This is a genomic window from Aquimarina sp. AU58 (genome assembly GCF_900312745.1).
Lineage (GTDB): Bacteria > Bacteroidota > Bacteroidia > Flavobacteriales > Flavobacteriaceae > Aquimarina > Aquimarina spinulae.
Genome location: NZ_OMPD01000014.1, coordinates 141,478 through 164,699 on the forward strand (window position 1 = coordinate 141,478; position 23,222 = coordinate 164,699).

The 23,222-nt window shown below is 33.4% G+C and carries 20 protein-coding genes; 6 read left to right on the forward strand and 14 right to left on the reverse strand.

Annotated features, from left to right (window positions below):
* Positions 1–265: 265 nt before the first annotated feature.
* From DK441_RS12345 to DK441_RS12390, 10 genes are all read right to left on the reverse strand, one after another.
* On the reverse strand, positions 266–748 hold the full coding sequence (locus tag DK441_RS12345; protein ID WP_109850995.1) for a hypothetical protein: 483 nt from the start codon (positions 746–748) through the stop codon (positions 266–268).
* A 353-nt stretch (positions 749–1,101) separates the two neighbouring features.
* Positions 1,102–1,593: a hypothetical protein gene (locus DK441_RS12350; protein ID WP_160112078.1), complete on the reverse strand. Its 492-nt coding sequence runs from the start codon at positions 1,591–1,593 to the stop codon at positions 1,102–1,104.
* Between the two features lie 420 nt (positions 1,594–2,013).
* Positions 2,014–2,664: a response regulator transcription factor gene (locus DK441_RS12355; RefSeq protein ID WP_109850997.1), complete on the reverse strand. Its 651-nt coding sequence runs from the start codon at positions 2,662–2,664 to the stop codon at positions 2,014–2,016.
* A gap of 2 nt (positions 2,665–2,666) precedes the next feature.
* Positions 2,667–4,025, reverse strand: coding sequence for an ATP-binding protein (locus tag DK441_RS12360; protein ID WP_109850998.1), 1,359 nt, complete (start codon positions 4,023–4,025; stop codon positions 2,667–2,669).
* A gap of 232 nt (positions 4,026–4,257) precedes the next feature.
* On the reverse strand, positions 4,258–4,701 hold the full coding sequence (locus DK441_RS12365) for a hypothetical protein (RefSeq protein WP_109850999.1): 444 nt from the start codon (positions 4,699–4,701) through the stop codon (positions 4,258–4,260).
* An 85-nt stretch (positions 4,702–4,786) separates the two neighbouring features.
* A complete protein-coding gene (locus DK441_RS12370) occupies positions 4,787–5,266 on the reverse strand; it encodes a hypothetical protein (protein WP_109851000.1) in 480 nt (159 codons plus the stop codon).
* Between the two features lie 30 nt (positions 5,267–5,296).
* Positions 5,297–6,004 carry a suppressor of fused domain protein gene (locus DK441_RS12375; RefSeq protein ID WP_109851001.1) on the reverse strand — a complete coding sequence of 236 codons (708 nt, stop codon included), beginning with the start codon at positions 6,002–6,004 and terminating at the stop codon, positions 5,297–5,299.
* 65 nt (positions 6,005–6,069) lie between these two features.
* Positions 6,070–6,804: a YARHG domain-containing protein gene (locus tag DK441_RS12380; RefSeq protein WP_109851002.1), complete on the reverse strand. Its 735-nt coding sequence runs from the start codon at positions 6,802–6,804 to the stop codon at positions 6,070–6,072.
* Positions 6,805–6,994: 190 nt separating this feature from the next.
* Positions 6,995–7,495 (reverse strand): hypothetical protein, encoded by a 501-nt coding sequence (locus tag DK441_RS12385; protein ID WP_109851003.1) that lies wholly within the window; start codon positions 7,493–7,495, stop codon positions 6,995–6,997.
* A gap of 116 nt (positions 7,496–7,611) precedes the next feature.
* Positions 7,612–7,836: a helix-turn-helix transcriptional regulator gene (locus DK441_RS12390; protein ID WP_109851004.1), complete on the reverse strand. Its 225-nt coding sequence runs from the start codon at positions 7,834–7,836 to the stop codon at positions 7,612–7,614.
* A 120-nt stretch (positions 7,837–7,956) separates the two neighbouring features.
* Here DK441_RS12390 and DK441_RS12395 point away from each other — a divergent pair, with 120 nt between their 5' ends.
* The 6 genes from DK441_RS12395 (at position 7,957) to DK441_RS12420 (ending at position 18,536) form a co-directional block, all read left to right on the forward strand.
* The gene (locus tag DK441_RS12395; protein ID WP_109851005.1) at positions 7,957–8,166 is read left to right on the forward strand and encodes a hypothetical protein; all 210 of its coding nucleotides are present in this window, start codon (positions 7,957–7,959) and stop codon (positions 8,164–8,166) included.
* Between the two features lie 80 nt (positions 8,167–8,246).
* On the forward strand, positions 8,247–8,552 hold the full coding sequence (locus DK441_RS12400) for a helix-turn-helix domain-containing protein (protein ID WP_109851006.1): 306 nt from the start codon (positions 8,247–8,249) through the stop codon (positions 8,550–8,552).
* Between the two features lie 525 nt (positions 8,553–9,077).
* On the forward strand, positions 9,078–9,419 hold the full coding sequence (locus tag DK441_RS12405; RefSeq protein WP_109851007.1) for a hypothetical protein: 342 nt from the start codon (positions 9,078–9,080) through the stop codon (positions 9,417–9,419).
* 467 nt (positions 9,420–9,886) lie between these two features.
* Positions 9,887–14,305: a hypothetical protein gene (locus tag DK441_RS12410; RefSeq protein ID WP_160112079.1), complete on the forward strand. Its 4,419-nt coding sequence runs from the start codon at positions 9,887–9,889 to the stop codon at positions 14,303–14,305.
* Between the two features lie 21 nt (positions 14,306–14,326).
* The gene (locus DK441_RS12415) at positions 14,327–18,067 is read left to right on the forward strand and encodes a DUF6443 domain-containing protein (protein WP_109851009.1); all 3,741 of its coding nucleotides are present in this window, start codon (positions 14,327–14,329) and stop codon (positions 18,065–18,067) included.
* Complete coding sequence (locus tag DK441_RS12420; protein WP_109851010.1) at positions 18,051–18,536, forward strand: hypothetical protein; 486 nt, start codon at positions 18,051–18,053, stop codon at positions 18,534–18,536. The genes DK441_RS12415 and DK441_RS12420 overlap by 17 nt, the downstream gene beginning before the upstream one ends.
* A gap of 403 nt (positions 18,537–18,939) precedes the next feature.
* Here the strand turns inward: DK441_RS12420 and DK441_RS12425 are convergent, their stop codons facing one another.
* From DK441_RS12425 to DK441_RS12445, 4 genes are all read right to left on the reverse strand, one after another.
* Positions 18,940–19,464 carry a nuclear transport factor 2 family protein gene (locus DK441_RS12425; RefSeq protein ID WP_109851011.1) on the reverse strand — a complete coding sequence of 175 codons (525 nt, stop codon included), beginning with the start codon at positions 19,462–19,464 and terminating at the stop codon, positions 18,940–18,942.
* A gap of 483 nt (positions 19,465–19,947) precedes the next feature.
* Positions 19,948–21,252 (reverse strand): hypothetical protein, encoded by a 1,305-nt coding sequence (locus DK441_RS12435; protein ID WP_109851013.1) that lies wholly within the window; start codon positions 21,250–21,252, stop codon positions 19,948–19,950.
* A gap of 633 nt (positions 21,253–21,885) precedes the next feature.
* Positions 21,886–22,416: a hypothetical protein gene (locus DK441_RS12440; protein WP_109851014.1), complete on the reverse strand. Its 531-nt coding sequence runs from the start codon at positions 22,414–22,416 to the stop codon at positions 21,886–21,888.
* A gap of 25 nt (positions 22,417–22,441) precedes the next feature.
* Complete coding sequence (locus tag DK441_RS12445) at positions 22,442–23,176, reverse strand: YqjF family protein (protein WP_109851015.1); 735 nt, start codon at positions 23,174–23,176, stop codon at positions 22,442–22,444.
* Between the last annotated feature and the right edge of the window lie 46 nt (positions 23,177–23,222).

Genomic DNA, 23,222 nt, shown 5'->3' on the forward strand with positions numbered 1-23,222 from the left:
AAGAATATATATCCTTTATATCATATCTATGCTTATTTTTAAATTTAATCTTGTATCAAACTCTTATATTGAGTATAAAAACTTTCTAAGGCGTTACTTATTTTTTAAGATACTATTAAAAATAGATAGTGATGGGTATCTATTTGGGTTATCTAAACAGTAATGCCACTAGCAATACGCTAGCGGGAGCGGGGACTTTGATGAAAAGCATATCAGTTCAGTAATTATTAACTCTATATTATAGACCTTATTAAACTATTGTAATTTATTTTTTTTCATCAATTATCATCTCAATTAAAGATGATTTATGGCCAAATCTATCTGATAGAATTAAGACATTATAACTCGCTAAGTCAATAGAAAAACTACCCTTCGATTCTAGCTCAGAACTAGAAACCCAGAAATTTTTCACAACATTTTCTGCCTTCATAACATTTTCTACTTTCACTTTTAAAGCATATTGTACATCACTAAAATAATTCCTGTTGGGATCTTCAGGAGGTGCATCGTATCCCCATTCATGTATATAATCAGTAATTTCTATTTCTATTAAATCATCTTTATTGCTAATTGTTAAAATTTCATCACTCGACAGTGTTAATGCTTTTCCAAATTTCGCTTGTTCTATGATTAGATATTTGTTATTGTTTTGTAACCCCTCTTTTGATTGGGATTTTTTCATAAATTCTTGTGAACTAATACTATATGATATAAAAAAGACTATTGGAAATATTACTGTTTTTTTCATTATTATATTTTATAGTGGCTGACTTTTAAAACAAAGGTAAGTACGGAATAATATTTACATCATACTGTTTTCTGTGAAAATATTTTTATGGCGTACAATGTAGAAGTGATATGTAATTACCAAAAACAATGATATAAAGGATATATATCCTTTATATCACATCTATGCTTATTTTTAAATTTAATCTTGTATCAAACTCTTATATTGAGTATAAAAACTTTCTAAGGCGTTCTTAATTTTTAAGATACTATTAAAAATAGATAGTGATGAGGTGTCTGTTTTGATTATCTAAACAGTAAAGCCACTAGCGAGACGGGAGCGGGGTTTTGATAAATATTATAGACAATTGACTTTTAGTCCAAAATGACCTTTTTTTCAATAGTATACATTTTTAATAAATCAACAAATCCGTTTTTTATTTTATTCACTTCAGACTGCGGTGTATCTTTTTCTAGAAAAATTGTTATACCAGATGCGGTTTCTCCATCGAAATGTTCTTCAGTTTTTATGTTAATCTTTTTAGTCTCTATAGAATTATTGGGGAAAAATATTTGAATGTATTTACTATCAGCTTTTTGCTTGACTGTTATTTCTAAATACTCTTTTGCGGTCAAATAATATGCTGTTGAACAAAGTTTAAAAGCTGTACAGAATTGTATAAATTTAATCGTTTTGTTATGATTAAAGTCAACCTCTTCAAGCAGATAGTTATAATTTTTTTCGCTATCATAAAGTTTATGCATATCTATTTTTTCACCCAAAGATAGAAGCGCTTCTGCTTTAGTTTGACTTGAACATTTTGTGTAGATAGATAATAAAAATAATGCAACAAATAAATTTTTCATAATTAGATAATGTTTTTTTGAGTTATGGTTTACAACCTCCCAACTAAATGAGTATGTTCTGTAGCTACTAGAAGTAATCATGTTAGTGATTTACAATGCCCTTCTAAACGACTCAATTCGCATATTCATTTTAGTGCTTTGTTAGCTACTTTTTTAGTTTATTCATTAGATTCTCTCCTTGTTCTTGTAGCATCAAAAACACAAATCCCTCTTCACAAACCGTTTTTGGGCCAGTGCTTAGCGCTGGCAGAATATGATAGTATTAAAAAAGTAAGAATGAGGATTGTTTTTAATTTCTTTATGTTTAATATTTTATACAGCAAAATTACCTCTTATATGTAATTGATAAAATAGGTAATCGTACTGATTTTATATCCGTAGGATTACAGAAAAGCCAAAGGAGAAGAAGGTTGAACGCTACTAAAAATCTGAGGTAAACCCGTTTCTTATACCATATTTAATAAGGCCTACAATGGTTTTTACTTTTGTTTTTCGAAGAATATTTTGACGGTGTGTATCAACTGTTCGCCTTCCTATAAAAAGTTTGTCTGCAATTTCTTGACTACTATATTCTTGGCAAATTAATTCGAGAACTTTTACTTCCCTATCTGTTAGTTCATTTGTTTCGGCTTCAATTTTCCGTTCTTTTTTAACCTTGTTCACCATAATAGACAAGACTTCTTTGCTGTAATAAGTGCCATTGTCTGTAATTCTGGTTAGTGCTTCAATGAGCTCTTGTTTTCCTGTATTTTTGAGGATATAGCCATCGGCTTCACTCATCATTATTTCGCTAACAACTTCTTTGTCGTTATGCATCGATAGCACAAGTACTTTTAAGTTAGAGTAAGTAGATTTTATTGTTTTAATAAGTTCTATACCACTCATTCCTGGCATACTAATATCGGTAATAACAATATCAACGGTATCTTTTTCGAGCTGCTCTAATGCATCTTCGGCACAAAGGTATTCTGATACAATTTGTAAGTATTCCTCTTTTCGAAGTAATGATTTAATTCCATCAATAAACATTTGATGGTCGTCTATAATCATTATTTTTACGGGTGTTTCCATATTTAAAGAATTACGTCAATTCGGATATCTGTTCCTTTTCCCTCGGTAGAAATAACATCAACTTCACCATTTATCATGGATATTCTAGAAAAAACATTTTGCCAGCCAATGCCTTTACTTTGGTGAATGGTACTTATATCAAATCCTTTTCCATTATCCGAAATTAAAAGGTGTGCCTTATTGTTTATTCGATTCAATGTTACAGTAATTTTATCTGCTTTGGCATATTTAATCATGTTGTTTAGAACTTCTTGAACAACTCTGTATAATGCAATTTCTTTACTTTCCTCTAATCGGTTATCCATTCCTTTGTGGCTAAAATTAACATGAAGTGCTTTAGACTCATTTATTGTATTGGCAAATGATTCAATGGCAGAAACCAATCCGTATTCCATAAGTGCGGCTGGCATCATATTGTGTGAAATAGTGCGTACTTCATTTACAGCCTCATCTATCAAGTTCATTGAATTTTGAACTAATATCTTATCCTCTTCATTTACTTCGTCTTCTAACCCTGCAATGTTTAATTTTGCTGTAGAAAGCAACTGGCCTAAGCCATCGTGAAGGTCTTTTGCAATACGAGAACGCTCTTTCTCCTCTGCCTCAAACACAGCTCTATAGTGTACAGTTTCTTCGTCACGTTTTGATTTGGCCTCTTTTACTCGAGTATTAAGATAATAAATCAACCCTAGTAATATCAATAGTCCTAAACTTAATCCACCCCAAAGCACTAAGTTTTTGTTAGCAGCTCTTTCTTCTAACAGTTTTAAGTCTTTAATCACATTTTCTTTTTGCAATTCTGCATTTTTACGTTCTTCACTTAGTTTTTCATTCAAGATTCGTTGTGTTTCATATGTAGTATGTTTTTCTGCAATTGCCATTTTCATATCATTTTTGAAGATGGTGTCTTTTAGATTCGTTTGGATTTTATAATATGAAGCCGCCTTTTTGAAATTCTTTACTCTTTCGTTGTTAGTGGCTAATTTTCCTGCCAATTCCATCTGGTGATAGAGAGAACCAATTTCTGTTGCAATTTCATAGGCGCCTTTAAACAATTCGTTAGCTTTTTGATGCTGCTCTAACTGGGTATAAGCTATTCCTTGGTTGGTCATTATTATCATTAGCTGTTGCTTGTTATTAGTAGAAGAGGCTAGTGTATAAGCAGAATCGAGCATCACTAAAGCTTCATGGTATTTTTCCTGGGACTCATGCTGTAAAGCTATTTCGTTAAGAGTATTTGTTTTAATAGTGTTGTAGGGCGTTTCCTTAACTGCTTTTAAGCTGTCAATTATACTTTTGTTTTGTCCAAATGCAGAATTGAACAGTAGTAAAAGTGAAAGGAAGAATAACCAATTTTTCATATAAAGTGTTATACTCAGAGCATTGTAGCTAACAACAAAATAAAGAATATATATCCTTATATTTTCTATGTATGGTTATTTTTTAACATGCTGTTGTATAATGATACTCTTTTAAAAATAGATAGTGATGGTTAGCTATTTGGATTATTTAAATAGTAATGCCACTAGCGAGACGCTAGCATATTTGTTCTATATATAATTTTTATATCATACATCTTGTTAGCTGTATTTTTTATTTTAATTCTTCATATTCAGTTATTGGAAACTCATGTTCAATCCATTTCTCCTTATATAACTCAGGTCCAATTTCATCATGGATTTTTATTAATACATTTCGTACTTGATTAACATATGAGGAAACAGTTGTTTCTCCAGTCATTATTACTTCATAATCGTTTTCGCTGATCATGTTCCAACTCGCCCAATCTTTGTACCATCTCAATTCAAAATTCAACTTAGTTTCTTGTGACCGTTTCAAAAGCAATTTAATTTCGCCAGGTTCTTCCATAAAAATTACAGACTCATCGGTTTTGCGCTTTATTTTAATAGCAGAAGCTGCAAGTTCCTTCAAACTATCATGTAAGTAAGAAACACCAAATCTTTCTTGAGTTGTCCCATTCCCTATAGTGACAGTTGCCCATCCAGCATTTTCTAATTTGTATTTAATACTAATCATTTCTTAATTACAGCTAACGTTACGTATATGAATCGTTGTGGTTTTTACTACTATGAATTATACACCTTGTAAGCAATAGGTTTTTTTATATTGCGTCATATTTATTTACAACAAACTTTAATTTCTTAATACAATCATTCAAACAGTCAGCAAATCGTGTCCTCCAAATTATTAATTCGGTGAAAGAACCATTCTGTTGAACAATTCTATAATTTCCTATTCGAAAAGTCATTTTAAATCGAAGTAACATTATTTTAATTTTAGATCCTCCTTCAATGATTTTTTCTCCATTAATAAACTCCATATAATCAAATCTATCAATGTTTTGTGCCAAAATTTTAGTGGTTAAGTTTTTGTCAATAGAGTAGATATGTTTTGTTGTCACAATAATTTTTCTTGACCTTTTAAGTTTGATTAAAAGGACTTCTAATTCGTTATTATCTAAGACTATATTTTCTTTAAATTGATTATTTGGATTGTCAAAAAATATTATTCCTCTACTATTTCGATAGTACTTTACCTTTTTTAAAATTTGATTCCTTATGTCTTCTTTTTTCTTTTTCAATGACTAGTTTTCTAAAAATCGTCCAACTTCCTATTTTAAAAATTTACTAATAAAAGATTCTTTTTTTATTAAGTTTTTTCTTTTAGAATTTAATATCTCTTTCGAATCAGCTTCTATTATTTTGTCTAATAAGGCATTGTAGCCATTATTAATTTTATACTCAACTTCATTTTTATAAAGAGGAAAAAAACTGTAAATATTTATAATCCTTCCGTCCTTTTTAATTTTTGTGAAATTTTCGTCAAAAGTTACTGAAGGTAAAATTACTCCACCTACAAATTCCGTATCATTTCCATAGGGTTCAAAGTCGGCGTTAGAAACTATGGAATGCCCAATTCCTATCCAGCTGTCTTCCTGATGAGGGAATTTAGCAGTTCGTTTTAACATTGAAATTATGTAATCATTTTTTTTGTCACCGGTATAAACATTTTCAAATTCAATTCCTTTTGGAATTAACATCATCATTTCAGCAAATCTTAGATCTTTGGGGTTTTCGGCTTCTTGAGGAATTTTCATTTCTAAAGAACTCATTCCTGATGTAATCAAAATATCGAACTTAGAAGACTTTGCTTTTATTAAATGTACGTGTACTTTAAAGTCAAAAGTCATTATTTCATGAAAGACTTTTACTTCGGCATCAGGAAAGTGTTTTTCAATGTGCTCATTCACCCATTCATAATGTTCGTCAAAATAATCTCTATTTTGGAAATGATCAATTATGCTTTTTATTCCGTCCATTTTATTTTCGGCTTGTTGCTAACGTATAATTATGTGTCGTAGCAAGGCAAAATGTTACCATACGTTTATTTTTGTTCTAATTTTAAAATCAAACTGACATTATGTTTTTCAATATCGTTTAAAATTGGTTTGTCAGTCTTTTCTATATAGTTATACCACTCTTTTTTTGAAAAAAAGTTGTCCATTTCTCCTCTTTGCTTAAAGATATATCCATTTCTAGCGAATATTTCATTTCTCATAATTTTCAAATCGTATTTCGAATAATTTAACAAGTCGTTGTCAGTCAGTTTTACAAAACTTGTTTCAGGGTGTTGACCTTTAGGGAGTTTAATTTTATTATCCTCGTTAAATTGAATATAATGGTAGTTTTTTCCGTTTAGGTTTTCAAAAAAATAAGAAACTAAACCTTTTTGCCCTTCATTAAGAGTTAGATATGTTGTTTTGATACATTTATATAATTTATATGAAGTTTCTCCTATTTTTATCTCACCATTTGAATATTTAATCGGCTCTCTATTAATTTTTAATACCCATGTATTTTGTTCCCAATCACTGTATTCCGTTCGAGCAAAAAGTTTTCCATTACTGTAAATTATTTCTAGTTGTGATTCTCCTTCTGATTCTCCAAAATGATAACTTCCTTGATAATTTATAATTTTAGGTTTTTTAATTTTCTCTATACTTGAATTTTCAATTTCATAATTTGTAACTCCAACATAAGTAATAGTATCATTAATCTGAGCATGTATTAAGTTAGAAAGAACTGCAAAAAGCAATACTAGAAAATATCTGATTCTCATATTTATTAATGTATTGGTAACGCCAAATATATGAATCGGAGCAAGGCAAGTTGACCTGAACCAATTGATTTATCTGCGCATTTTTATTTCTTGTTTAATTTATAAAAATCTAACGCCATTGCAAAAAGGAAATGACCTTTCGATCTAGCAATAAACTTTGCTCTGATTTTATATATAATGTTAACACTTTTTATTTTTCCAATTCCAAAATTTCGCTCATTTGAGGAGTCGTTTTAGAATATAATATTGTTATTGTGTCTCCTAGGGATATTGTTTTTTCAGGATTCTCTTTAGTTGATGTGTGATATAATTTATTACCAACGGAATACTTAGCTTTAACAGACCAAACGTCGGCTCTACTTTTTCGCTTAACCAACCAAGCTTTTTCAATTATTCCGTAAGTCTGTTTTCCGTTATTTTTTAATTCCATATCGCTTTGCATTCCAAGCCATATGCCAAATGGAATTCCCAGAAAAACTGAAATATATGCAATTCCAGTTCTTGCCTTTTTAGCAAGAGAAGTTAATTCCAATGATTTGTATAAAAAATATGGTAAAATTAAGAATATAGCTCCGAAAACAATCCATCTCATTACTCCACTTCCAGAATAGAAAATATCTTTTGGTAGAATAAAGAGTATGATACACCATACGGCTAGATAAAAAAATGGAAATAATTTGTTTAAGCTCATTTTAAGGTTAGATATTCAGTTTTAATTGGTGTTAACAATGATATAAAGGATATATATCCTTTATTCCATCTATATTTATTTTTTAACATACTGTCTATAATCATACTACAGTACGATTATTTACTTTCTTTTTTCAATTTTAAATCCCCACAAATATGTTCTAGCAATTCGCAGGCATCTACTTCTATGGCTAAAGCAATGAGATACAATTCGTCTGCTCTAAGTTTTGTCTTTTTATTAATCGAGAGTTCGCTTATCCTTTGTTTACTTATACCTGTTCTTCTAGATACTTGGGATTTATTTACTGCTTTTCTTTTTAAATAAGCTCCTAGCTTTGTCATTTGGATTTCATTTTATTCGGTCTAATTATATGAATTATTATGACTAATGTAAAGAATTTCTTCATTTTATTTTTATATAGTCAATATTATATGTATAATTGTCAAGAAAATATGTAAACAATGATAAATAACAACCAAAAAAAGTGCCAGACCTATATTAAAATCCCACTTACAGAAGAAAAAGATCTAGAAGTATATAAAGATGGGATTCTGGGGATATTAAGTAAAGTAGAAATACATAGTGTAGACCAAAGAACGATAGGGCATCTTAAAACTGTATACAAATTATTAGATTGTATACAAGTGCAGGATATACGATCTGTTTCTTAACACTGGTATCCCAAAAAATAAATTCTATTGTTATGATGGGATTAAAAAAAATAGTAAATTTGTCAAAGATTGACAAATGAATGAAAGAAACGTTTGGAGAATATATCAAAATGCTTAGAACAACAAAAGGGCTTACCCTAACCCAACTGGCAGGTCTGTTACAAATGGATTTTGCAAATCTAAGTAGAATAGAGAATGGGATACGCGATTTTGATAAAAAGAAACTTTCTAAATTGGCAGAGGTTTTTAACCTAAGTATAGAAGCATTACAAGATGAATATGCAAGTGATCAACTGGCAAAGCATATGTATGAGATAGGTTGTTCTAAAGAACTGCTTAAAGTTGCAGAAGAAAAAGCAGAATATCGCAGAGCATTAAAAAAATAAAAAATAATACCCATTGTGCTTTTGGGAAAAACATGGTAAAAAAAAGCGTCAATTCGAGTGTTTCGATATACTCAGGATGACAAAGATTGTTGGTTTAAAAAAGCTATTCTCGATACATTTTGTCTTCATTTCGTTACGACAAAACACTCGAATTGACGCTTTTTTGATTCAAAAATCTTAAATGCACAACAAATTAAATACAATACCTTTTTTACAGATTTAAGGTATTCTTTTTTTCGGGACTACATTGCACATCCTACCTGGCAATCCTGTAAATCTGTTAATTATAAAGAGAAAGTAATGTATGGTAGATCATACGTTTTTACCAGGATTGTGATTAGAGCTTTAGTAGATTTTCTAATGCATAATTCGGGTTTACCTCTTTACAAGTCGAGTACACTTATATCCGCTTCTTTTGAGAAGATAGCACTTGGCATGCATTTGATTTATCTAATGTGTGTTATAGCAAAGGCCGGAGACTACGCTAATTTTATCTAAATCAAAGGAAATCATAACTATAAGCAGATGAAAATAGATCTAGACACTCAGATTTTTCCGCAATTTAAGCTATCTACACAGCAGGATTTGATCTTATATCTTATTAAGAACGAATTATTAGGTACCCGATTTATAAATCAATTGGCCGCGATAGGTTTCGACACTTCTTTTTTTAGTGTAGAACTAGGTATGGCGATTTTATCAATAATGGGTTTTAAAAACCGAACCGATGCTTTGTGGGAGTGGTATCATGATACTGTAGATCTATATGCAGCAAAAATTTGTCTAGACGATCACGCTGTTACCAGGGCCGTTTCTTTTGATTTTTATATCGCACTACGCATCAAACTACATACAGAGCAAGGGTAGGTAATGTAGTCACTAAGGGGAGCCATTTTTTTATAGAACGATCATGCTTATTTCTTAAATTTCTGTGAAATATGCGGATATCTTTTAATAAATGTAAAATAAGTTAGATGCCAGAAGTCGGAGGCTAGATATCGGAAGCATCATACTCCAGACAATCATCAACCAATATCGTTATGAATATCATTACTCCTTTTATAGGATAACTAAGAGAGCGGTTAACCCAAACCAGATACCTGATACCCCTTCCATCTCATTTCTAAAAAAAACTTTCATTTTTTTTTCTCAGTCCCGAAAAATGGGACTAGGATGATTTAATATTGCATTGGGAATTAACTAACATGACAAATAATAACTTCATTTAAAGTGTTTTTATCTATAGTTTTTAACTCCTTGGCGGGCTGATCCGTTATGGTTTTAATTGTAGGTTTGGCACGTGAAAAATGAAATCGGTCATTAATTACTTTTATATGAAATATCTTATCACGACGTTAACATTCTTGCTTTTGGGATTCACGATTCTTGCTCAAGTAGGGCAACCGCCCACAGAACCACCAAAGATTTTTCCTACTTCTCCCGAAGCAGCTAGTTTAGGAAAGTATGGAGAGATTCCTGTCAATCTTTCTACTGGTAGAATGAACCACACTATCCCATTACATACCATTAATGAAGCAGGTTTTAGCCTGCCGATTTCGTTATCCTATAATTATTCTGGATTGATGGTAGATGAGATTCCCGGAGCTACTGGATTAGGTTGGGATTTCTCTGGTAAAGGGATGATCACCCGACAGGTTCGTGGCCTTGCAGATGAGTCACAGCTTGGATATATTGGGCCAAATGAAATAGGGAAAAAAGTACATAAATTTCATACCGATTCTCAAAATATGACCCCAGAAGAGCTTGGATTATTAATCCGGGAATCTGCGGCAGGAAAATGGGATACAGAATCTGATAAATATATGATTAGTGTAGGTTCTCTATCGGCTACTTTTTATTTTAACCATAATGGTGAAGCCGTTTTTGCACCCTATAAGAATTATAAGCTTACCCGTTTGTTTGGGACTCAAGGTAATTTTAAAGGCTTTAAGTTGATAGATGATGCAGGAGTTAATTACTTTTTTGAACTTCAGGAAACTACAGAGATTGAAACCTTAAGCGCTACAGAACCGACCATAACGATGTATCCTTCTGCCTGGGTAATTACCAAAATAGAACTTCCCAATACAAAAACCATCACTTTCGAATATCAAAACTATACGGTACGACAAAGAACCTATTCTGATGCCTGGACCATAGTAGATATTGATTCTCCAGAATATACACGGTGTATACAAGAACAAAGTCTAAACAGAGTTTCTCACTCTTATTCTGATAATACTACTGAAGGGCTATTAGTAAATAAAATTATTACCCCATCCGAAACGGTAACCTTTAATTATACTACCTATACTGCAGTTAATATTGATAAAAACCCAACATCACTTGATGCGGTAACAATAAAGAATACTATAGGACAAGAAGTAATGACATATACGTTAACGTATACTGATAAAACTGCTACCCGAAAACTTCTAACAGCAATAGATAGAGGAAGAACAAATGCCTCACAACAACAAAATTATTATCGATTCGAATATTATGGTAGTCCTGCCGCAACTATTGCCTATTATAAACAAGATTATTGGGGATATTACAGTGGTAGTACCAATAATACAGGGAGTTTGATTTCAGAAAACTCCAATCGATCTCCTGATTTTAACAGTACTCGTCAAGGTGCTTTAAGAAAGATACATTATCCTACCAAAGGATATTCAGAGTTTATCTATGAGCAAAACCAGGTGTTTGGAAAACTAGATACAGGAGAAATTGGTAGTGAAGCTCGTTTGGATGTAAAGATAGATACAGTAATCACTTCTGATACGTATCCTTTAAATGAAAACATCAATAAAACCATTACCATTCCTTTTACTCCAAAAGTACTTCCAGGTGGTGGCGGTATTAAAGTTAGTTTAGGCTATTATTTACACACTTCTATGGGGTATTCTCTGGCTTTGGTAGAACTTAAAAAAGTTGGAGGAGGTGTAGTGTCAAATTGCCCGGGTCAGGGTATATGCAACTATAAATCTGAAGTTTCCTCGGCAGAACAAGAACCAGTTACCAAACAACAGGATCCAACATTATATAGCCTGGAAGCTGGAGATTATGAACTGGTTGTTCAGCTAGAAAGAATAGCTGCGCCATCAAATCCAGATAGAACGCCAAGAGCTGTAGCTAATGTACAGCTAAAATACTATTCGGGAACCCCTCCTCCAGAACCAGAAGTGATTAATATCCCTTTTGGAGGACTGCGAATCAAAGAAGTAAACTCTTATGACAGTCAGGGAGGGCATACAACCAAACGATATTCGTATATGAAAGAAGATGGGATTACTTCTTCAGGGATCAATCTTTCAAAACCTGTATTTGTAAACAAAGAATCCTATCATTACCTGCCGGATCTTACTCCTCCGGGTAAAGCAAAAATGGACTGTAATCTTACCAAAAGATCATCATCAAGTACGATTCCGTTAAGTACTTATATTGGTAGCCCGGTATTATATACTACTGTAGAAGAGCAATTGATAGGAGATGCAAATGAAATGCTTAAAACCCGTTCTTATTTTTCGGGAACCAAAAATCTGGAAGAAAGTTATCCTTATGCTCCTATAGAACAAAGTAACTGGAGAAAAGGACTTGTGAAAAAACAAGAATCCTATATCAAAAATGGGAGTTCGTATGAAGTGAATGGAGCAACAACCAATATATACAATAAGCTAGAAAGGCATTTAGGAACATTAAGCCATTTAAATTCGTTTAACTTAAAAGCAGGTAAGGTTAGATATGTCTTTGATGCCGATGGAAATCTACAAACATCTACCTCTGGGGTTAATAATTCTGAGTGGACCCGATATGTAAACCGTTCTGAGTTGTATCCTATTGCATCATCAAAACAAGAAGAAATTTATCATAGTAAAACCATTACCAAGGATGTTACCTATACCTATGATGATCCATATGGGCAGTTAAAGACACAAACCACTACAATTAGTAATCAGGCTACTGTTACAACAAACTATAGTTATCCTTATGATAAGAATAGTACAGTAAACAATGCTCTGGTGACTCAAAACAGGATTACGACTCCTATAGAAATGCAAAATATAGAAGCAGGTGATGTATTATCTACCCAAACTACAGAATTTATAGATTGGGGCAACGGGATTCTACTACCTGGGATTACTAAGGTTGCCAAAGGGACTGATACTCCTGAGCTTCGCCTTACCTATCATGAATATGATGCTAAAGGAAATCCGTTAGAAGTTTCACAAGCCGATGGTCGTCATATCATGTATGTTTGGGGGTATAATAGCACTCGGCCTATTGCCAAGATTGACAACGCTAGTTATACAGGGATTTCTTCAACAGCAAGCTCTTTAATCAGCCAGTTACAAACTGCATCGAATACAGAAGATACAGTTGCAGAAGAAGTAACGATGCGCAACTTGTTTAAAAACCTTAGAGAAGACGCATATTTTGCAGATGCTCAAATAACCGGTTATACCTATGACCCTCTTGTTGGGGTGACTAGTATGACAGATCCTAAAGGACATACAGGGTATTATCAGTATGACGAATTTAATAGATTAACATATGGATTAGATGATGACCAGCATATCGTGCAACAAATACGTTATAATTATCAGGGAGAACAAACGACTACTTTGGGTGATGTGACCATTAGTACAAGTTTAAGCGCAATACAACCCAATCAAGCCGTTACTTTTACAGCTAATACCTCGGGAAGTGAGGGTGCAGATCTCTATACCTGGTCTGTAGACGGCATACAAGAACAATGTGATAGTACTACAAGTTTTACCAAAACCTTTGCCAGCGAAGGAACATATACGGTATCAGTAATCGGCTATAATACGCAAACCAAACATAGAGTAAGTAAAACGATAAGTGTGGTGGTAGCCTATCCTCCTATTACTACCCCTATTGTAAGTGCAAACTATACTAATATTGTAAAAGGAACCAATGTAACTTTTACTGCCTCAAGTGTTGGAGGAGGCACTGGGAATCTGAGATACGAATGGTATGTAAACAATGTAAAACAAACCAGTACAGCAACTACATTAGTATACAACCCTGGTACAGCAGGAACCTATAATGTATATTTTAAAGTTATTGATAACACAAGTGGAAAAACTGTAAACAGTGCTATACGCAAACTATATGCTTATAACCCTTTAACTGCAGCTAATGTAAGTGCTTCCAAATCACATATTGTACAAGGAACAACGACGACATTCTTTGCTTCAGGTATTGGAGGGGGAACAGGTCTTGTACTGTACCAATGGTTTATTAATGATGTAAAACAAAGTGCTACAGGAACAACGCTTTCTTACAATTTCCCTAATTCAGGAACGTATACAGTTAAATTCAGATTGGTGGATCGAGGATTAGAAAACGGATATTACCAATGGGGAGCTAATGCTCCTGTTGTTAAATCATATCCTGGTATGGTGGCAAACACCAGTCAGTCTCATACTTCTATTTCTGGGACTAACCCAAGCGTGTCGTTTAACATTACTAGTTTAACAGGAGGTTCGGGATCACGTCAGATTTCATGGAAAGCATATAACAGTATTAATCTTTCTCATGCTTTAGGATCAGGAAGTGGTACAAGCTTTGGTTTTTCTAACTTTTCAAATGGTACTCATGAATATACCATTAAAGCTACTATAACAGATAATCTTACGGGTCAACAGATCACCAAGGTGATGGTTGTTGTAGCCACAGTTACTACAGGCGGCGGTGGCGGTGGTAATACAGGAGAACAACATTAATCCCATAAACAATATAATAAGATGAAAAAACAAATTATATATATACTATTGATACTAATGGGATTGAATCTTCAGGCCCAGGTTGTATTATCAGATAAGAACTATGTGCATACTACGGTTCCTCAAACCGCAATGACTATTGCCGAGTTAGAGAACGTAAACTGTACTAACATTAATGATATCAACAGATCGATAGAGAGTGTTACTTATTTTGATGGACTGGGTAGGCCTATACAACAACGAGCGATCAAAGCCTCACCAGATGGTAAGGATATCGTTACCCATATGGCTTATGATGATTATGGTAGACAGGATAAACAATACCTTCCTTTTGAAGCAAGTAATACGATTGGGAGTTATAAGGCTATCAATGTTAATACCGATATCAATCAATATTACAAAGACAACTATGCTGATGATTTTCCCGGGATTACAAATGCTAATCTGGGAGAGGTGAATGCCTATTCAGAAAGTGTGTTTGAGGCTTCTCCTCTCAATAGAGTGCTAGAACAGGGAGCTCCAGGAGCAGCCTGGAAAGCAGATCGAGGTAGCGATACAGATCATACTATTAAATTTGATTGGGATGCTAATACAGCGAATGAAGTAGTCTATTTTAAAGTAACTTTTGCCAATCCAGATGATACCGAAGCTCCTACCTTAACAAAAGATGGTTTTTACGCTGCAAATCAGTTATACATCACCATTACAAAAGATGAAAACTGGACTCCGGCAGAAGGTAACAATCACACCACTAGAGAATATAAAGATAAACAAGGTAGGGTGGTGTTAAAAAGAACCTATGCCAATGTTGGGGTACCGAGCGTAGTCGAGGCGCATGACACCTATTATGTATATGATCGATTTGGGAATTTAACCTATGTAATCCCACCAAAAGTAACTACAAATGACGGTGTATCGGACAATGAGCTTGCCGAATTGTGTTATCAATACAAGTACGATCACAGAAATCGCCTTATTGAAAAGAAAATCCCTGGTAAAGACAAGGAGTATATTATCTATAACAAACTAGATCAACCGATTCTAACTCAGGATGCCAACCTAAAAGCAGATAATGCCTGGCTCTTTACCAAATATGATGTTTTTGGCAGAGTTACCTATACCGGTAAATTCACCGATAACCGCGATAGAAAAACCATACAACAAGCTGTGAGTACAGAATCTACACTATGGGAACAACGGGATGTTGCAGCCCAGATCGATGGTACTACCATCTATTACAGCAATACGGCATTCCCAACCACAAATCTGGAGTTATACACCATTAATTACTATGATAATTATGGGTTTGATCTCGCAGAGTTAACCAATCCTGGTACGGTATATAACGAAGCTATTACCGATCAAACCAAGACACTACCTACAGGAAGCAAAGTACGAGTACTTGATACCTATGATTGGATCACTACCGTTACCTGGTATGATAAAAAATCAAGACCTATTTATATAGCTAGTAAGAACGAATATCTAAACACTACCGATATCGTAGCAACCCAATTGGATTTTGTAGGTAAGGTAGAACAAACCAAAAGTACTCACACTAAAGATAGTAACGCACCTATTATAACCATAGATACCTTTACCTATGATCATATGGGTAGGATGCTCACCCAAAGACAATGTATAGAAGATGCTTCTGGGGTAAATTGCACCGGTAATACCGGGGTTACACCAGCAGTAACCTTATCACAACCGATCACCCAAACCACAACGACTGTAGCAGGTAATACCATTACCTTGTCTAATGGATTTCATTTTGCAGCTACGGCTAGTACTTCTTTCTTTGCTAAGATCCAGAACGAGGAATTCCCGGGAGAATTAATCGTATCCAATACCTATGATAAGTTAGGACAATTAATCTCTAAAGAAGTTGGAGGAGGATTGCAAGATGTACATTATAAATACAATGTACGAGGATGGTTAAAAAACATCAATCAGGATAGTTATGATGATAATGATCTGTTTGATTTTACCATCAATTACAATACCTCACAATATGGGGCTACTGCACTGTTTAATGGTAATATCTCTGAAACAGCATGGAAAACTGCCAATGATAATGTAGAGCGATATTACAAATACAGTTATGATGCTTTAAACCGAATTACCGAAGGAATCAGTAGTGATGGTAACTATAACCTAAGTGGTGTTACCTACAATAAAACAGGAAATATCCTATCCTTAAACCGAAAAGGAAACCTTGATGCAGCTGCTACTTCTTTTGGAGATATGGATATCCTAGCATATACCTATGATAGTGGTAACAAACTCTTAAGAGTGACCGATACCGGTAATACGACTTTTGGTTTTAAAGATGGTAGCAATACCAATGATGATTTTGCGTATGATGCCAATGGAAATATGACCCAGGATCAAAACAAGGGAATTACAGGGATTACTTATAATCATTTAAACTTGCCTAAAACAGTAGCTGTAAATAATGCTTCTCATACCGGAAATATTACTTATATTTATGATGCCACTGGGGTAAAACTAAAAAAGGTTACCACAGAGGGAAGTTCATCGACAACAGAATATGCTGGTAATTATGTGTATAAGAATGGTACGCTAGAATTCTTTAACCATCCAGAAGGAATCGTAGAGCATGAAGCCGATGGGTATAAGTATGTATACCAGTTTAAAGACCATTTAGGAAATATTAGGTTATCCTACTCAGACCGCGACAATGATGGTAAAATAGACTTAGAAGGTGTAGGAGAAGATTTAGACAATGATAATCGTGTAGAAGAGTATGAGATCATACAGGAGAAGAATTATTATCCTTTTGGGCTGCAACAGAAATACGGTGGAAATGACCCTAGATCAGCTGTAAATGGTAGAGAACATAATTATGGATACAACGGAAAAGAAGAGAATAGCGAGTTAGGTTTAAGATGGATGGATTATGGAGCTCGTAATTATGATGTTGCATTAGGAAAATGGATGAATATTGATCCTTTAGCTGATAAATATTATGAATTATCACCATATAATTATGTAGCAAATACACCTATAATAGCAATTGATCCTGATGGTAAAAGAATAATTTTTGTACCAGGTTTAGGCTATGACGGATCTAAGAGTGGAGATGGCTCTCAAAACTATGCAGATAATATAACCAAAGCTTTATCAGTTTATACAGCTCAGTATAATACAACAAGTCAAACAGTAGATGGCTCTCATGGTCTAATGGGAGATATGATCCACGTTTTGTTTAACTCACAGAAACCAACAAGAAGTAGAGGTATTAAGGAAGGAACTAGAATACATGATGTAGCTAGTGGAATTGCTCAAAATTTATTAGACAATCCATTAGAGAAAGGTGAACAAATGAATGTTGTAGGTTTTAGTCAAGGATCAGTAACAACCTCACAAGCTGTAGTTGATATTTTTAGAGATCCTTCAAAGTATGGATTAGGAGATGATTTTAAAATAGATAACCTTATCTTGGGTGGCTCGCCTGTTTCAAAAAAGTCAAAACTTTATAAAAGACTTCAAAAATTACAAAAAGCAGGAAAAATTGGAAATATAATTTATGACGAAGCTCAATTAGAAGGGGATAGTGTTACAGGGTTAGGAGGAACTTCTAGAGGAAAAGCATTAAAAAATGGTTTTGGTTTCTTAAAAAGGATGTTGTCCAAAAAGAAAAGAGAGAAAGATGTTCATGCTCAAGCAGCACAGGACAAGAATAATAAAACTACTAATTTTGTAATACAATTTTTAAAAGATGCAGGAATACATTAGGTCAACCTTATTAATATTTTTAACAAGTTCCTTATTATCTTGTGGATTAGGAGCAAAATTAAATTCTGAATCATTAAAAGATGATATAAATCAGTACTATAATATAATTTCATACATAGAAAAGGAAGGTTTGTTTGAAAAGAAAAAAACCTTAATAAAAGGAAGTAATTTTTTATCTAATCAAGAAGATATATGTCTATATAAAAACGATGAATTTCTTAGTATTAATAATCTAGAACAATTTCTTAGAAATAATGATTTAACAAGTATTTGCAATAAATTATTTTTTGAAGAAGAGTATATTACATTTTATTATGACTCTCCTCCTTATTTTAAAAAATCATTTTTGATTTTTGATGGAGGCAAAGGTACACTTCGCAAGAACGTGATTGATAACAAAAGTGTTTTTGGAGATCATTATTCAGGGGAAATTATAGATGATAATTTTCTCTTTATGAAAAAAAAGTAGGTTCTCCACTCCCGATCACTCGGATATGATAGCGCGGATTTGCCCCCGCTGCTCCTAGCGTGTAATTGATCGCTCCCACTAGCGTTTCGCTAGTGGCGTCAAAGCTTGAAGGATAAGAATTTATAAATGATAAGGATCCAGATAGCGCGGATTTACAATCTGTGAAACATACCAAAATATCAAAACAATCACTTAATAATGTGACTGTTTTTTTATAGTTAATTATTAATAATCTCGCTATGGTAAAATTGGTTTAAGTTTATTTATAAACTTTTTAAAAGCAGGGATTGTAAATCCGTTCCATCAGATAATTTTATATAAGAAATGATATGCGTAATGCGTACAAAGACTCCATTTAGAAAACTATATAATTGAGGAAAACAATCTATTTTTATAGTACTATTTATTCTGTTGTAGTAGCCTTTGGTTTGGTCTTTTCTATTGATGATGCGTGATCCTTGATCACATACCATTTGTCATCTATTTTTTCTAAATCATAACTAACCATCATATGATTAAAATAAGGACTACCATTTCTATTGGGTTCTCTATACATAGCCTCGGTAACGGCCATCCCGATTTTATCTCCCACTTTTACATTTACTATTTTTGTCTCCATAGTCCAGGTAGTGTCTTTAAACCATTCCTGATGCAAAGCAACAAACTCATCTGCTGTATTTTTAATTTTTAAACCCGGTAAAATAAGTTGCATTTCTCCTGTTGGAGATAGTGTTGATTTTAAGGAGTCAAGATTTCTGTGCTCTATCGCGGTAAGGTGTGTTTGTAATGTTTTTGTAAAAAGTAATTCGTTTTGTTCTTGAACAGCTTTATGATCAATGGGTTTTTTGGTGGCACTAGTACATGAGCTTAAAAGTGTTGCTAAAAACACAAAGAGGGTAACAAATTGAATTGTACGGCTATTTTTCATGAGTTCTGTTTTAAAAGATGACTTGTTTTTTGTTATAATAGGGTGCTATGTTTGTGTTTATTTTAGTATTACGGTAATCATTATATATGTTCTGAAATTTTTGAGGATTCAAAAATAACGTTAAACATACGCTTTCCTTTGTTAAGTTCTCTTATGAATCTGGTTATTAAAATAGTAAGCAGCCTTTAAAATATGGTTTCTGGCATCAAAGGGGTGTCACAACACCTATTTACCAGATTAAACGCTTTTAAACTTATTTTCTTGTTCATAGATAAAAAGCAGCTTGCTGCTGGTACTTATAAAGTATGTCTTATGGTAGAAATGCCAAATTACCCTAATGAAACCACTTTTTGTAAAACAATAATGATTAAATAATTAGATTAATTCCCTGGAAGTATGGTCATGCCTCCAGGGAATTTTTATTATAAAAACGTATGCTACAATAGCTAAGGTTTCTATAAATGAGTTAGGGGTATTGAGAAATTAAAATTCCTCACCGCCACCGCCGCCATTTGAACAGTCTACAAACTCGACTTCGGTGCCAAACCATTCTGTAGTACCACAAGGGTTAGTTCTTTTTACCTCAAAAAGATACCAACCGGGAGTTGGAGTATAATGTAAGGTTCCAGAATCTCCCGAGTAATTAGTTGATGGGCTGTATACAATAGATAGATTAGGATACCTGCGTAACCTTATTTGATGTGTTGTACCTGATAATCTTGGGAAAATGCTATAGGTATTACCTGTGTGACTAGAACAAAAATAGCCACTCTCACCTATACCATTTTCGAATTCGATCATATCTACGACAGCTTCTCCTATCCAAATATTTCTACGTACCGTATGTGACGGTAAAGCGGCTTGAATAAATCCTGATCCATTATATGCACTATTTGCAGGTCTTACCGTAATACTGGTATTTGTCGAGGATACGATTTGAAGATTCGATGAGGTTGTCCAGTTTATAGGAATAGTAGAAATACTCGCATTATAAGTCACTGTAGAAGTGTTACATATTAGCGATGAACCAGCTATAGTGAACGGAGGAAATAAGTGCCTTATTGCCAAAAAATCCCCGGCGCTAAAATTGTCGATTGAGCATGCTTTACCGCCATTCATTACAGATTGCGCATCTGTGTTTGGTGTACCTGGGATAAGGCTTGCAGAAGTTTGATTGGTGTGCATAATGCCTAAATTATGCCCCAGTTCATGTTGTACATTAGAAATTCTCATATTCTGTGTAATGGCCCCACTACACGCATTAAAATCTGGATTAACCCAGATCCTTACTCCTGGTAAACCGTTGGTTGTAGGAAATGTTCCTCTTCCAAAAACATTGGAAGCTAAATTCATACTAGGATCTTGTGAGTCATACATAATCTGGATATGGGCATTGGCTGCCGTAGCAGTTATGTTGAGGAATAAACCTGAGCTAGCAGCATTCCAACGGCCAATTGCGCTTATCGAAGCATTTCTCCAATTTAAGTTCATATTGGGATTTATAAACACATTAATATTGTTAATCGTCACAGTATTGGGATGTTCTCTTTGTTTGGTGCTGGATTTTTTAGGAGCATGGTATTTTTTGTTTTTATAAAAAACCATATCTCCATCTACCAAATAATAGGTTCCTTTATCTTCGATTTGATCATCAGAAAACCCCCAACTCTTCAAGGTTTTGAGTACAGAATCGCTTTGTGATAAACTTTCGTTTTCTACCAGATAATCCTCTTCAGAGCATCCAACGAGGATAGTGAACAACAGACTTAAAATAAATAGTTTTTTCATTTTGTGTGAGTTTTAGTTTTTGCCCTACTTTGTTATGGAGTGTTCGGGTCACATTTTCTCCTTGTGATTAATAGCTCCTGGCGGTAGTGAAGTGTTTTTTTGTTATTGCGAAGTCTATTTTGTTCTTTAAACTTGGTTAAAGAAATTTAAGCTCTCTTTTATGTATACGCTGTGCGCCATCATTTGTAATAACATCAATATATTTCCTCTTGTTCAAATAAGGTGTCTGAACTTTTGGATTACAGAGCTAATGAGACTTAAGAATCGTAAAATAGCTTTGATGTCGATTAGAATTCGTTATCGTGAAATTGAGAATTGTGTACTTACGGTATGAGTAACAATAGGGTTCTTTGTGTGCGTGTTTCCATAATTTTGCTGTTGGTTAATATTGATAATTGCTAAGTTTTGCAAGGTTATTGTTTTTTACCTTGCTTACTTTAATACCTTAAATTTAGGGTTTTTTGTGTAAACCTTTCTGGTTTTACCTTAAAAATAGTTGGATATAATTGGTTCCATTTTAGAACAGCATCAAAAGCAGTTTTAATCTACTTTGGTTGGATATAATACTAAATGGAGTACAAATTACATAGTAGATAATTTAGGAGAATACTAGTATGCTAGAATGCTATGTTTTTATCTATTTTTTCTTAATACTTTGCTCAATACATGTGCATGTTCTAAAAATTTTGTTTGTTTAAAAATTCGGTTAAACAAACGCTCTCCTTTTTTAAGTTCTTTTATGAGTTTGGAGTGATTAAAATAGTAGCGACCTTCGAATATGGTTTCTGGTGGCAAAGAGGTATCAAAAGACATCCATTCACCAGATGAATCGTAAACACTTTTAAACTTATTTTCTTGTTCATAAGCAAAAAACAGTTTACCTTCTTTTAGGTAATATTCTATTACAATAGACCCATAAGAGACCCCAATCGATTCAACATATTTTACCAGTTGGCCATTTTCAAAATATCCAGTAAGTTGACCGCCACCATTTGTTGTATACTCCATGAACTCCTCGTTGTATACGTCAATCTTTTCGAGTTGATGGTTTGAATTAATACGTTGAAATTCTTCCCTGATTTTTAGGATTTGCTCATCGGTATTCTGAGAAACTCCTATAAAGGGAATGACTAACATTCCTATCAACAGTAAAACGTTTCTCATAGTAATGGTGTGTAAAAACTAGTATTTATGATAGTGCGATCCTTTCTTTTTTATGCTTCCCCCAGGCAATTACGTTTACCCCTTTTGAATATTGAATTTTATCGGGCTTACCCTTGATTAGTTTATCAAATCTTGCGTAGTTTACCTTTAGGTTAGTAACCTCAATTTTTTGTATTGGCCACTCCAGGTGATGGATTTCAAACTCATTAATCGACTTCTCTGTATCTTGAAACAAAGCATACCTTTCTGTAAGCCATATATCGAGAGGACTTTTATCTGTAATTTCTTCTTTAATAGAAAATTGTATGTCTAGTTGATCTTTAAACTTTGGATTTATGGATAGATATTGGTGTTTGCCTCGTTTTATTTTTGAATACCGATATGGCAATTGAGAAATTGCCTTAGCAATTTTACAGGATAAACTTGTTCCTCCTTCTATACTTAGAAAATAAACTCCCGTTTTTGAATTAGACTTAACGTATGTTCTAATATTAATTTCATCAAAATTAGAGATCGGAGGAAATGCCGGTAGGTTTTTAGGTCGAATTTTTTCCATTGTAAAAGCTACCAAAGAAACCCAGGGTTTGCCTTCAAAAAGATCGATTTCTAGCTCTTTTGGAACAAATTTTTGTAATTCTGATAATTCGACCTGCCAATGAATAAATATTGCATTATTCCATTCCTGATAGAATTTCCAGTTTTTATTTGGGATTTTCCAGGGTCGATGTTCGGTCGTATTTAGTAGTTCTTTGATTGACACAGTTAATAAAAGAAGATGTTTATTTGTATAATTTGTTTACTACAAT